Consider the following 13,007-nt stretch of genomic DNA (forward strand, 5'->3'; position numbering starts at 1 on the left):
ACAAAAAGAAAGGAAAGCTAATTTAACTATGGCTTTTGAAAGTTTAACCCAACGCCTACAAGGCGTCTTTAAAAATATCCGAGGGAAGAAAAAGCTCTCTGAAAAAGATGTCCAAGAGGTCACCAAAGAGATTCGTATGGCTCTCTTGGAAGCCGATGTTGCCCTTCCAGTCGTTAAAGACTTTATCAAACGTGTACGTGAGCGGGCTGTCGGACATGAGATTATCGATACGCTGGATCCTACTCAACAGATCATCAAGATTGTCAATGAGGAGTTGACCGAGATTCTAGGGTCTGAAACAGCTGAGATCGAAAAAGCCCCAAAAATCCCAACCATTATCATGATGATCGGGCTCCAAGGGGCTGGTAAAACGACTTTCGCGGGTAAATTGGCTAATAAACTGGTCAAGGAAGAAAAAGCACGTCCTCTTATGATTGCGGCTGATATCTATCGACCAGCAGCCATTGATCAGTTGAAAACCCTTGGTGAGCAAATTGATGTGCCAGTTTTCGATATGGGAACAGAAGTCCCAGCTGTAGAGATCGTTAAAAACGGTTTAGCCCAGGCTAAGGAAAACCATAATGACTACGTCCTTATTGATACCGCCGGACGGCTGCAGATCGATGAAACGCTCATGCAGGAGCTTCAAGATGTTAAAAAACTAGCGCAGCCTAATGAAATCCTTCTGGTTGTCGATAGCATGATCGGTCAGGAAGCGGCTAATATCGCCCGTGAGTTCAATCAACAATTAGATATCACTGGGGTTGTCCTGACCAAGATAGATGGTGATACCCGTGGTGGTGCTGCACTGTCTATTCGCCACATCACAGGCAAGCCTATCAAATTTACCGGAACCGGTGAAAAGATCACTGATATTGAAACCTTCCACCCAGATCGTATGTCCAGCCGCATTCTGGGAATGGGGGATCTCCTTACCTTGATCGAGCGTGCCAGTCAGGACTATGATGAGAAACGTACCGCTGAGATGGTTGAGAAGATGCGTGAGAACACCTTCGACTTTAACGATTTCATCGAGCAGTTAGATCAGGTTCAAAATATGGGACCCATGGAAGACATCCTCAAAATGATTCCAGGTATGGCCAATAATCCAGCTCTCAGCAATATCAAGGTGGATGACAAACAAATCGCTCGTCGCCGTGCCATTGTATCATCTATGACTCCTGAAGAGCGTGAAAATCCGAACCTTCTTAATCCTAGCCGCCGTCGTCGTATCGCTGCTGGTTCAGGCAATAGCTTTGTTGAGGTCAATAAATTTATCAAGGATTTCAACCAAGCTAAGAGCATGATGCAGGGAGTTATGAGTGGTGATATGAACAAAGCCATGAAGCAGATGGGACTGGATCCCAACAAACTCCCCAAAGATATGCCAGGAATGGAAGGTATGGACATGTCAGCCCTTGAAGGTATGATGGGGCAGGGTGGCATGCCTGATCTCTCAGCCATGGCAGGTGGTGCTGGCATGCCAGACCTTGGCAATATGGATCTGAGCCAAATGATGGGCGGCGGTCTAAAAGGTAAGGTTGGTTCCTTTGCCATGAAGCAAATGATGAAGCGCCAAGCTAATAAGATTAAAAAAGCTAAGAAAAAACGTGGGAAGAAGTAAGCTATACTCCAACTTTTTATAAGGCTCAAAATTAAGCTATGAAACTCCGAAGGAGGGTGCTAGCGTCCAACAGAACCTAAGTATGGTAGCAAACAATACTTTTTCTTCAAGATAAAATGTCTATAAAAATAGACATTTTTTATTTTGTCTGTTAAAATAGACAAAAAGGAGGTGCTGATGATCTATATTGCTATCATTGGAGACATCATCCAGTCAAAGACACTGAACAATAGAGCCCAAGTACAAGAAACCTTGCACCAGCAACTTTTGAGTATTAATCAGAACTATGCGGATAGTATCGCTTCGCCCTTCACCATAACAACCGGCGATGAATTCCAAGCTTTATTAGTCCCAACAGATCATATTTTTCAAATGATCGAGAGAATACAGCTAGCAATGAAGCCTGTAGAACTACGCTTTGGGGTAGGACTTGGAGAGATGCTGACCCCCATTAATAAAGAGCAGAGCATTGGCTCAGATGGTCCTGCCTTCTGGAGAGCACGTGAAGCTATCAAGTATATCCACGATAAGAATGATTATGGTGCTTCTCAGATTGCCTTAGTCTGTGATAGGCCGGAGCTGCAAGAAATGATTAATAGCCTTTTGACAACCGGCGACTTTATCAAGTCTAAATGGACGAAAAATCAATGGGCTATCTTAGAAGTTCTACTCGATGACAAGATCTATCAAGAGCCTTTTGAGCATCAAAAAATTGCCTCAAAATTAGGCATTAATCCTAGTGGATTTACCAAACGGCTCAAGGCAAGTGGATTAAAACAGTATCTACGCTCAAGAAAGGCAGCAGCTGATATGATCCTTAGTATGACAAAAGACAAGCCTCTAGTCCCAAAAGAGAAGGGAGACAAATAGATGAAAAGCCTTAATATTATTGCTGAATTTCTAGAGAGCAATCCCCTTTTAACCCTAGCTTTGATTGCCCATGTGTTAGCAGACTTTCATTGGCAGTCCCAAGACTTAGCTGATCGTAAAATCATAAGCCAAAAAGCCCTATGGGAGCACCTTGGTATCGTTGCTATCCCGCTTGTCCTGAGCAGTTTTATATCACCGAGCAGCTGGCGCTTCATGGGATTGATATGGTTGAGTCACGTCATTATCGACTATGCCAAGTTTTTCCTGGCACCAAAATTTTCAAATGGACGGTGGCCAGCCTATATCTTTACCGTCGATCAACTCTGCCACTACCTAGCTATAATCGGACTCTATCTGTGGCTCTCCCCTCAGCAAAACTCCCCTAGCTTCAATCCTGATTGGCTGGGGCTTGCTCTATTTTTCCTGATCATTACCAAACCGATCAATATCGTCTTCAAGCTTTATTTTGAAAAGTATCAAGTAAAACCAGAGGATAGCAGCAGTATCTCAGGTGCTGGTGCAATGGTTGGGAATTTAGAAAGACTCATTATCGGTATCTTCCTCATTCTTGGGCAGTATGCAGCCATAGCCCTAGTCTTTACTGCAAAATCTATTGCCCGATACGATATGATTTCCAAAAATCAAGCCTTTGCTGAATATTATCTCATCGGTTCCTTATTTAGCATGATCAGCGTACTGGTAGCTTATAGCTTATTAATCCTTTAAGACTCAAAACGAGGTTGGAATTAAAAGGTTCCAACCTCGTTTTTTTCATGTCTATATCAAGCTCTAGCGCCTAATCTTGCTCAATCGGCTCATCTAAAAAGAGGATTTTTACGATAATATCAGCCATATCAGCTGTACTTTTGTCGGCTCCTTGATTGATCCAATAGGTAATGAGGCTTTCACTACTAGCCAGGTAAACTTCTAAGGCATAGTCTTCCGGAATATCATAGTGCTTGGCGATAATCTTTTTCCAATCAAGGTTGCTAGGATGGCTGATAATGAGCTGAAAGACAAAATCCTTGATGATTTGGGAGAAATTGACATAAGATGTCTTGGCGATGGCAGAGACAAAGTCGAAGTCCTTGACAAGATAGTCAAGCACCTCTTTTATCACAGGTCTAGGGTCTTCATCCAAGTCTTCCTTTTGCAAAATATTAAAGAGCTGGGCCAGCATTTCCTCTTTCATCTGGCTAATCATGTCATATTTATCTCGATAATGGAGATAGAAGGTCCCGCGATTGATGCCAGCTGTTTTGGTTAAATCTGATATGGTAATGGTTTCAAAATCTTTTTCAGATAATAGGCGGGCCAGAGCCTTTTTGAGATAGTTTTTGGTTTCAGTCTGCCTAATTTGGGTCATGATATGGCTCCTAAATCAACACTTTGTTTATTTTTGTTCTTGTTAAATCAACAGCGTGATTATATAATAATCCCGATTATAAATCAATAAGGTGTTTATTAAGGAGGAAAAATATGGCCTATATCGAAGTTAAACATTCTACCAAGCGTTACCATATGGGGGATACCACTATCTCAGCCAATGACGATGTTAATTTTGAAATTGAAAAAGGAGAGCTGGTGATCATCCTTGGATCCTCGGGAGCAGGAAAATCCACCTTACTCAATATCCTAGGAGGAATGGATACCAACGATGAAGGGCAGGTCATCATAGACGGCACCAACATTGCCCAATTCAATTCACACCAGCGGACTAATTACCGTCGTGACGATGTCGGCTTTGTATTTCAATTCTATAATTTAGTAGCCAATCTGACGGCTAAAGAAAATGTCGAATTAGCCTCAGAAATTGTCAAAGATGCTATGGATCCTGTTACCATTCTTAAAGAGGTTGGTCTTGAAAATCGGATCAACAACTTTCCAGCGCAATTATCTGGAGGGGAGCAGCAGCGGGTTTCCATTGCACGTGCTGTCGCTAAAAGACCCAAGATCCTGCTGTGTGATGAACCGACCGGTGCTCTTGACTATCAAACTGGTAAACAGGTGCTGCAAATCCTCCAGGACATGTCCCGCCAGCAAGGCGCAACGGTCATCATTGTCACCCATAATTCGGCTTTAGCCCCTATTGCAGATCGTGTCATTCACATGAGAGATGCGACTGTAAAATCCATCAAAACCAATGCCCACCCACAAGATATTGCAAGTTTAGAATACTAGGAGGGAGCTATGTCTAAAAAAATCTATTGGAAAGATGTCCGTAAAGCCATAGCAGGATCCAAAGGACGCTTTATTTCAATTGTGCTCTTATTGATGCTGGGCTCCTTTGCCCTAGTCGGCCTCAAGTCGACCACACCCGATATGCAAACAACTGCCAGTGACTACTTATCCAAGTATCACACGATGGACCTAAGCGTTATGGCAGATTATGGACTGAGTAAGGACGACCAAAAGGAGCTGTCTGCCATCAAGGGAGCAAAAGTGGAGTACGGCTACCTAAATGATGTCACGATCAAAGATCATACAGACGCTGTTCGTATTTTCTCCTATGATCATGCTAGCAATGATGTCTCCCGCTATGAACTCACATCAGGAAGGTTTCCTAAAAAGGCCAAAGAAATTGCTCTATCTAAGGCCTACCGTAAGGATTATAAAATTGGGGATCGTATTACTTTTAAAAGAGGTAATAAAGACTCATTAAAATATGATACCTACACGATCACAGGCTTTGTCAACTCAACAGAAATCCTCTCCAAGACCAGCTTGGGCAGCTCAACAGCTGGTGATGGCAGCCTATCAGGCTATGCTGTTGCTTTACCAGAAGCCTTCGACAGTCATGTCTACAGTATCGCTCGCATTCGTTATAATGATCTGACGGGACTTAATCCCTTTAAACATACCTATGAGAAAAGACTAGCCGACCATCAAAAAGACCTAAATGACTTGCTCAAAGATAATGGTAGCAAGCGTTTAGCTGACCTCAAAGCTGATGCTCAAGAAAAAATTGATAAGAAGCAAGCGCAGGTAGATAAGGTCAAAGGTTCATTAGCACAAGCAGGCGCTCAAACTCAATTACCGCCTCAGAAAGCAGCAGAGGTCAGCAAGCAAATCAGTCAGGCACAAGAAAGGATCGCTGCTGCTCAAAAAGAGAAAGACCGGTTAAGCAAACCAACCTACACCAGCTACACACGCTCTACGCTTCCAGGTGGCGATGGCTATACCTCTTTTTCGGCAACAGCTGATAGTATCGCAATCGTAGCCGACCTTTTCCCCATTGTTTTGTACCTAGTTGCCGCCATGGTCACCTTTACGACCATGACACGTTTTGTCGATGAGGAGAGACAAAATTCTGGGCTCTTCAAGGCCCTTGGTTACTCCAATCGAGATATCATCCGTAAATTTGTCATTTATGGCGCTACAGCTGGTATTGTCGGAACGATCCTAGGAGTGATTGCAGGTACCTATTACCTCCCTGTCAATATCGGCAATATCGCTATGAGCGATCTGACCCTAAATAAGATGGAATTGTCTCCTCATGCTTCTTACATTCTCTTAGCATTGGGCCTAGCCATTCTCTCCAGTATTCTACCAGCTTTTTGGGTAGCTTATCGTGAGCTGCGCGATAAACCAGCCCAGCTCTTACTGCCCAAACCGCCAGCAGCGGGTTCTAAGATTCTCTTAGAGCGACTGACTTTCCTCTGGAATCGTCTCAGCTTCACGCACAAGGTCACTGCTCGTAATATCTTTCGCTATAAACAGCGCATGCTGATGACCATCTTTGGGGTGGCTGGCTCAGTTGCTTTATTATTTGCTGGATTGGGTATCCAATCGTCCATTTCCGGAGTTGCCGACAAGCAATTTGGACAGATTTTCTCCTATGATATGATTACCGTCCGCAACAAGCAAGCAACCTCTCAGGAAAAAACAGCTGTCAAAAAAGCCATTGCTTCCAAAGACTTCGGTAAAAACTTAGACATCTACTATGAAACGAATGAACAGACGATTAAAAATGTCACAGAGGACCAAACGGTAACCAGCCTAGTAACACCGAATAAAGACTTTTCTGGTATGATTAATCTATCATCATCCAAAGACCAAAGACTCAAACTATCAGATGATGGGGTTATTCTATCTGAAAAACTCGCCCAACTCTATCAGGTAAAGGTCGGCGATCACTTTAATTATATCGATAAGGATGGCCATAAAGTCTCCTTGAAAGTATCTGGCATTGCTCAGATCTATACAGGCCATTTTATCTTTATGACACAGAATTACTACCAAAAAGCCTTTAAGACTGATCTATCAACCAACGCCTATCTCTTACAGGTTAAAAATAGTTCAGACAGCAAGGTAAAAAAACTGTCGACTGATTTGTTGGATGTTAAAGGAGTAGAAGCTGTTTCACAGAATATTGCCATGGTCAATTCTCTGGAAAAAGTAGTGGACTCTCTCAACAGCGTCATGCTGATTTTGATTATCGTTTCGATTTTACTGGCCCTTGTGATTTTATACAATCTCACCACCATCAATGTTGCCGAACGTATTCGTGAACTCTCAACCATCAAGGTGCTCGGTTTCCACAGTAAAGAGGTCACCATGTATATCTATCGTGAGACCATCACCCTGTCGCTAATCGGTATTCTGGTAGGCCTTATTGGTGGATTTGGACTCCACAGACTTTTGATCAGCCAGATGGGCGGAAATAATTTTACCTTTAATGACTCGTTAACTTGGTCTGTCTATCTCATTCCAGTGCTAGCCATTATCGTGATTCTGAGTGCATTAGGCTGGCTGGTCAATCACAGACTAAAGAAGGTTGATATGCTGGAAGCCCTCAAAAGCGTTGATTGATAAGATATGATTATTTCAGTTTTAAATAATATACTGACACTCTGCAGCAAATCAGTAAAAATTTGTCGGTAATGCCAAATCAGAAAGCTATCGAACAGGTTTATAAAAAGCACAGTCGAAAAGAGGCGGACTGCGCTTTTTTGGTATAATTATAATATAGTCGTTTAGCTGATAAATTGTATTCCCAGTCACCCCTAGACTTGTGTGGTTCAGCACATCAGTAAATTTGCGGTTTCATGGCTAAAATGGAAGTCAGCAGTCTTTCATTTTGCACGTATTGTTAGCAATCTCTAACGATATTTTGATCGCTGTGATAGCTGGCTTTAGGAAACGATTTGTTCTTCTTACAAATCGATAAAAGCCTTCTCCATTATTGCTATAAAACTAAATAAGCATAGAAGTGTACTAAGAAATTATATTCTTAGGTCAGTTAGCAAGGTTACATTATTGTGAACCGAATTTCGCTTGGACTGACCCACTCTATTTTGATTCTCGTTCCTGGCTGTACGTTCATTTGTTGAAACCAATCAGAGAAAGCTTTTAGATCTCCAGCGCCAGATAGGTTTTTGGCATAGCAACTTCCAGCGCGACTGTTTCCTGATGCCTTAACCTTTCCAGTAAAATAGCCATCTGAAGATACAGCGTTAAAAATATTGTATCCTAATATATCTTTGCCATTCGTATAATTTGAATTATATACTCCAATATTACGTGCATCTGAACTTGGTACCGGAATGTAGCACTCTCCATAGATGGTCGGTCTTGTATTTGTATATCGATGGGTTCCCCATCCCACATGTGTGTGTTTTAGGATAACTGTGTAACAATCACCAGCTTTAGCCATAATTTCTCCTTTATAATATTATCATTGATCAATTTTAACATATTACAATAGGTTATAAGCTTAAAAATATAGTAAGGAAGTGAAATATATGGATAATCATACACCTGAACAACGCAGAAAAAACATGCAGGCAATAAAAAGCAATGGATCAAAGATAGAAACGGCTTTAAGAAAAGAACTTTGGTCTCGTGGTTTACGTTACCAAAAAAATGTAAAAACTATTTTTGGAAAGCCAGATATAGTTTTTAAAGGTAAAAAAGTTGCAGTTTTCTGTGATGGAGAATTTTGGCATGGTTTTGACTGGGAGAATCGTAAAAAGCAAATTAAAAGCAGACGAGATTATTGGTTGCCTAAAATTGAAAGAAATATAGCTAGAGATGCGGAAGTTACAGCAAAATTAAAAGATGATGGCTGGACAGTATTACGATTCTGGGAGAAAGACATCAGAACAGATGTTGTTTCCTGTGCGGATTTAATCGAAATAATTCTTGAAGAGAAAAGAGATGTACAATAGAATGGCTGCAATTTTGTTGATTTAATGTTATACTATATGAGTTAAACTAGTTTTGAAAGAGGTGCTTACATGACAAATTCTGTAAGTTCTGCGAAGGATAGAAAGTATAATATTGCTGCTTTCTTTTCAGGAGTCGGCGGAATTGAGTTAGGTTTTGAACAAACCAACGAGTTCAGAGTGGTGTTTGCAAATGAATTTGATAAATATGCCAGAGTGACTTATGCATTGAATTATCCCAATATTCCTCTGGATTCACGCGATATTCATGCTGTATCCGCTGATGATATCGGAGATGAGGTTGACGTGATTGTGGGGGGATTCCCGTGTCAGGCTTTTTCTATAGCTGGCTATCGCAAAGGCTTTGAAGATGATCGTGGCGACTTATTTTTTGAACTGCTTCGTATGATAGAGGCAAGAAAACCAAAAGCTATTTTTATTGAAAATGTAAAAAATATGGTTGGTCACGATCACGGCAACACTTTTAAAGTTATCAGAGAAGCTTTGACAGATAACAATTACTTTATAAAGTGGAAAGTTCTGAACAGTAAGGATTATGGAAATGTGCCACAAAATCGTGAGCGTATTTATATTGTTGGATTTAACAGTAAAGAAGCATATGATTTATTTGAATTTCCAGACGAAATAGCATTAACTAGAACACTCAAAGATATTATTGATTTTTCGAGCCAGAAAGCTGATATTTATTATTACCGTAAAGGGCGTCAAAATTTTTATGATCAACTGAGAGATGGTATAACCAGTCAAGATACAGTTTATCAATGGCGCCGTCAGTATGTTAGAGAAAATAAAAACGGCGTAGTTCCTACGCTGACTGCTAATATGGGAACAGGCGGACACAATGTCCCTTTGATTTTAACGGATAGCGGTGAAATTCGTAAATTAACACCAAAAGAGACTTTTAATGCTCAAGGCTATCCTACAGAGTTTAGAATTCCACAAGAAGTTTCCAATGGACAGCTTTACAAACAAGCTGGAAACAGTGTTGTTGTCCCAGTTATTAAGCGAATTGCAGAAAAGATTGCTTACGCTTTAAATCATTCTGAGGGAGTATCACAATTTGATAGAACAGGGAAAGTTGGCTTAATTTATACACAAATGAATGGGCCTTTCGATGGTCAGTCTTATCTGGTCAATTATTTTTCGAACGAGGAGGAAGCAGAGAATTATGTTTACAGTTTAGAAGAACAGTTACCGATTCTTACAGCTGAGGATTATTTAACTTTTGTTAATAAGAAAAAAAATGGTGCTTTTTATAGCTTAATTATGAATAATTAGAAGAAGTAAGTGGAAAACTTGCTTCTTTTTGATATACTGAAATTAACAAAATAAAGGGGTTAAATCATGTGGCAAGATTTACGTCATACAGACAAAGAGCGTTATCGAACATTAATTACTAATTTTGCAAGTTTAAGTGAAGCTTTTTCACAAAAAGCTGATAGTGATACTAGCAATGTTACGCAGGAATATGTAGCTCCCATTGTCAACTCTAAATTTCAAGAAACGGTTTTTCAGAAAGCATTTAATGCAGTTGCTGAAGACATAGCTAATACATCATACGATGCCTCTTTGATGCTAGATAGTAAGCGTAAGTATTTGGTTGGAATTAAATCTTTTGGTATTAATTCTGGCGATCAGAAAGTGGCACAGTTTAAGAAAGACTCTCAAAATTGGACAAACATTTTAAATACTATCAAGAAATACGCTGATAGTTCTGAAACTAAGCAGGAAGCAGACGAAGCAAATAAGGAGTACTACGAGGCGTTGGCGTATGAAATTGCTCGCTTGAGAAATCAGCGTATTGAATCTTCTAAATCTCAGATAAAAGGCTTTCAATCAGATGATGTATCGATAGAATCTGTTTATCACGTATTAATGCCAACAACGAAAGGACAGCGCCCTCAGATTTTTGTCGGTGAAACCTCATATCTTCCGATTAATATTGATACTATTGAGATTTTAGGTTCAACAAATAAAAATAATCCCACTAATTTTAGATTTACTGATGGGAATCATATCTACAAGTATACAGCTGCAGACAGCCAGCTTCATATGACTTTTGACAATAAGGAAATTATTGTTGATACGTGGGAGGTTTCGTATATAGAAGATCCTTTTTATCTTTTTGAGCATTTGCATGAATTATCACAAATTACACCAACAGAGGATAAGATTGAACAGACTGTTTCTTGGATGATTCCAAATGCTAAGAATGAAGTTGAGGAAAGTTCCGGTTATAATGCTTTTGATGGCGGAAGTAAGTTATCTAAAAGGAGCCGTCAGAAACGTATTAATAGCTTTAAGAATAAATTCAATGATAGTTTGCCAAAATCCCAATTATCAACAGTAATTTCTTACCTAGAAAAAATTTTATTGGATAAGACCATTGATATGAAATCTGTTAGAAATGAACTTATGGCTTATCTTGTGGAAATTAAAAATCAGGAATTAACAAAAGAAGTTGAGCACATGGTTTATCGTCCTGTTAGTGAACTCTATATCCCTATTCCAGATTCAAGAAATTTTCATAAAGAAAATCCAGATTTTTTCGGAAAAAATATCGGTACCTTTATCAAAGGATCCAATAAACTTGCTTTAAATAAAGAAGATCGCAAATTTACATTGAAATTTTTACCATCTGGCGACGAAGTGGAAGCTTATATCAATCAAGATAACGGCAAAGCAATCCAGTCAACACAAAAGCAAAGTATACTAGGTGAGTGGATTTTAAAGGGAGTTTTTCAGCTAAAGGACAGGGAACGTTTAACTTATGATCGATTGGTTGAATTAGAAATCAACGCAGTGCGTTTAACAAAATATAAAAATAATTCAACGATTGGCATTGAATTTATTTGGATCGATAAAGAGAATCCACCAAAAGATGCCATTGGATGGGTTAGCAAAAATAAGTAAAGCTAAACCAACGTGCCAATATTTGCCGTTAGAAAACGCTGCCTAGATATTGAACAGGAAACGAAAAAATTAGGGATATAAGACTAACTAAAAAATCCAGTTACATGAATGTCTTTTGTGTGGCTGGATTTTATTATTTGACTCTGAAAAGAATATCAATCGTTTCGAGTATTTGTTATAACTTCTTTCCGAAAAACTGTAATTTTCTTGAAAAATATATACAGGCGTGATATACTACTATCTGGATAAAAACGATTAAAAAACAAAGGAAAATGAACTGATGAAACGTCAACGTTTATTAGAAAAAATCGAGGAATTAAAGGCTCTTATGCCATGGTATGTTCTGGAATATTATCAATCCAAATTAGCTGTTCCTTACAGTCTGACGACTTTATATGAATATCTCAAGGAATACCGTCGTTTTTTCGAATGGCTGATAGATGCTGACATTGTTCAGGCTGATAAGCTTGCTGACATTCCGCTAGAGAGTCTAGAGAAATTAACTAAAAAAGATATGGAATCCTTTATTCTTTACTTGCGTGAACGTCCGTCACTCAATACCTATTCGACTAAAAACGGGGTGTCGCAGACCACTATCAACCGTACTTTATCGGCCCTCTCCAGTCTCTACAAGTATCTAACTGAGGAGGTTGAAAATGATCAGGGTGAGCCTTATTTCTACCGCAATGTTATGAAAAAAGTCTCCACTAAAAAGAAAAAGGAAACACTTGCTGCCAGGGCGGAAAATATCAAACAGAAGCTCTTCCTAGGTGATGAAACCATGGAATTTTTGGATTATGTGGACAAAGATTATGAAGGTAAGCTTTCCAATCGGGCAAAATCATCTTTCCGAAAAAATAAGGAACGTGATCTAGCCATTATTGCCCTGCTGCTGGCTTCTGGTGTGCGTTTGTCAGAAGCTGTCAATCTTGATCTGAAAGATATCAATCTCAATATGATGGTTATTGAAGTCACTCGTAAGGGTGGTAAGCGAGATTCCGTCAATGTTGCTGGCTTTGCCAAATCTTATTTAGAGGATTATCTAAGGATCCGAAAAAGTCGCTATAAGGCCGAAAAACAAGATGTTGCCCTCTTTCTTTCTGAATATCGCGGGGTTCCTAACCGTATCGATGCCTCCAGTATCGAAAAAATGGTGGCTAAGTATTCCGAAGATTTCAAAGTTCGTGTGACTCCCCACAAGCTCCGTCACACGCTAGCAACCCGCCTCTATGACGCCACCAAATCCCAAGTACTCGTCAGTCACCAACTCGGTCATGCTTCGACTCAGGTCACCGACCTCTACACCCACATTGTCAATGACGAGCAAAAAAATGCCTTGGATAATTTATAGTAAATAAATTATGTAAACTATTTTAGAAAAAGTCTAAGAGGGTTTTATTATATTAGCAATA

The 13,007-nt window shown here is 39.8% G+C and carries 11 protein-coding genes; 9 read left to right on the forward strand and 2 right to left on the reverse strand.

From position 1 onward, the window contains the following. Window positions 1-28 precede the first annotated feature (28 nt). From ffh to AC4HAI_RS06195, 3 genes are all read left to right on the forward strand, one after another. Complete coding sequence (ffh, locus tag AC4HAI_RS06185; protein WP_491110885.1) at window positions 29-1,624, forward strand: signal recognition particle protein; 1,596 nt, start codon at window positions 29-31, stop codon at window positions 1,622-1,624. A gap of 177 nt (window positions 1,625-1,801) precedes the next feature. Continuing rightward, the gene (locus AC4HAI_RS06190) at window positions 1,802-2,494 is read left to right on the forward strand and encodes a SatD family protein (protein WP_491110886.1); all 693 of its coding nucleotides are present in this window, start codon (window positions 1,802-1,804) and stop codon (window positions 2,492-2,494) included. Continuing rightward, window positions 2,495-3,220, forward strand: a complete 726-nt coding sequence (locus AC4HAI_RS06195) for a DUF3307 domain-containing protein (protein WP_491110887.1) — start codon at window positions 2,495-2,497, stop codon at window positions 3,218-3,220. It abuts the gene before it with no gap. A 70-nt stretch (window positions 3,221-3,290) separates the two neighbouring features. Here AC4HAI_RS06195 and AC4HAI_RS06200 read toward each other — a convergent pair whose 3' ends face one another. Next, on the reverse strand, window positions 3,291-3,860 hold the full coding sequence (locus AC4HAI_RS06200) for a TetR/AcrR family transcriptional regulator (RefSeq protein ID WP_491110888.1): 570 nt from the start codon (window positions 3,858-3,860) through the stop codon (window positions 3,291-3,293). Between the two features lie 113 nt (window positions 3,861-3,973). Between AC4HAI_RS06200 and AC4HAI_RS06205 the strand changes: the two genes are divergently transcribed. Then, on the forward strand, window positions 3,974-4,675 hold the full coding sequence (locus tag AC4HAI_RS06205) for an ABC transporter ATP-binding protein (protein WP_491110890.1): 702 nt from the start codon (window positions 3,974-3,976) through the stop codon (window positions 4,673-4,675). Window positions 4,676-4,684: 9 nt separating this feature from the next. Next, window positions 4,685-7,306, forward strand: coding sequence for an ABC transporter permease (locus tag AC4HAI_RS06210; RefSeq protein WP_491110892.1), 2,622 nt, complete (start codon window positions 4,685-4,687; stop codon window positions 7,304-7,306). Window positions 7,307-7,745: 439 nt separating this feature from the next. On the opposite strand, the gene AC4HAI_RS06215 is transcribed toward AC4HAI_RS06210, so the two are convergent. After that, a complete protein-coding gene (locus tag AC4HAI_RS06215; RefSeq protein ID WP_491110893.1) occupies window positions 7,746-8,150 on the reverse strand; it encodes a hypothetical protein in 405 nt (134 codons plus the stop codon). Between the two features lie 88 nt (window positions 8,151-8,238). Between AC4HAI_RS06215 and AC4HAI_RS06220 the strand changes: the two genes are divergently transcribed. The 4 genes from AC4HAI_RS06220 (at window position 8,239) to xerS (ending at window position 12,946) form a co-directional block, all read left to right on the forward strand. Next, on the forward strand, window positions 8,239-8,664 hold the full coding sequence (locus AC4HAI_RS06220) for a very short patch repair endonuclease (protein WP_491110894.1): 426 nt from the start codon (window positions 8,239-8,241) through the stop codon (window positions 8,662-8,664). Between the two features lie 69 nt (window positions 8,665-8,733). Then, on the forward strand, window positions 8,734-9,960 hold the full coding sequence (locus AC4HAI_RS06225; RefSeq protein ID WP_491110896.1) for a DNA cytosine methyltransferase: 1,227 nt from the start codon (window positions 8,734-8,736) through the stop codon (window positions 9,958-9,960). Between the two features lie 66 nt (window positions 9,961-10,026). Continuing rightward, the gene (locus AC4HAI_RS06230) at window positions 10,027-11,595 is read left to right on the forward strand and encodes a hypothetical protein (protein WP_491110897.1); all 1,569 of its coding nucleotides are present in this window, start codon (window positions 10,027-10,029) and stop codon (window positions 11,593-11,595) included. Window positions 11,596-11,875: 280 nt separating this feature from the next. Continuing rightward, window positions 11,876-12,946 carry a tyrosine recombinase XerS gene (gene xerS / locus AC4HAI_RS06235; RefSeq protein WP_491079548.1) on the forward strand — a complete coding sequence of 357 codons (1,071 nt, stop codon included), beginning with the start codon at window positions 11,876-11,878 and terminating at the stop codon, window positions 12,944-12,946. Window positions 12,947-13,007 lie beyond the last annotated feature (61 nt).

This window comes from Streptococcus sp. ALY_208, from assembly GCF_058314295.1.

Bases quoted from the DNA above. Each gene is read 5' to 3' on its own strand.
- AC4HAI_RS06230 (WP_491110897.1), top strand. From the start codon at position 10,027: ATGTGGCAAGATTTACGTCATACAGACAAAGAGCGTTATCGAACATTA.
- AC4HAI_RS06190 (WP_491110886.1), top strand. From the start codon at position 1,802: ATGATCTATATTGCTATCATTGGAGACATCATCCAGTCAAAGACACTG.
- ffh (WP_491110885.1), top strand. From the start codon at position 29: ATGGCTTTTGAAAGTTTAACCCAACGCCTACAAGGCGTCTTTAAAAAT.
- AC4HAI_RS06215 (WP_491110893.1), bottom strand. From the start codon at position 8,150: ATGGCTAAAGCTGGTGATTGTTACACAGTTATCCTAAAACACACACAT.
- xerS (WP_491079548.1), top strand. From the start codon at position 11,876: ATGAAACGTCAACGTTTATTAGAAAAAATCGAGGAATTAAAGGCTCTT.
- AC4HAI_RS06205 (WP_491110890.1), top strand. From the start codon at position 3,974: ATGGCCTATATCGAAGTTAAACATTCTACCAAGCGTTACCATATGGGG.
- AC4HAI_RS06210 (WP_491110892.1), top strand. From the start codon at position 4,685: ATGTCTAAAAAAATCTATTGGAAAGATGTCCGTAAAGCCATAGCAGGA.
- AC4HAI_RS06195 (WP_491110887.1), top strand. From the start codon at position 2,495: ATGAAAAGCCTTAATATTATTGCTGAATTTCTAGAGAGCAATCCCCTT.
- AC4HAI_RS06200 (WP_491110888.1), bottom strand. From the start codon at position 3,860: ATGACCCAAATTAGGCAGACTGAAACCAAAAACTATCTCAAAAAGGCT.
- AC4HAI_RS06225 (WP_491110896.1), top strand. From the start codon at position 8,734: ATGACAAATTCTGTAAGTTCTGCGAAGGATAGAAAGTATAATATTGCT.
- AC4HAI_RS06220 (WP_491110894.1), top strand. From the start codon at position 8,239: ATGGATAATCATACACCTGAACAACGCAGAAAAAACATGCAGGCAATA.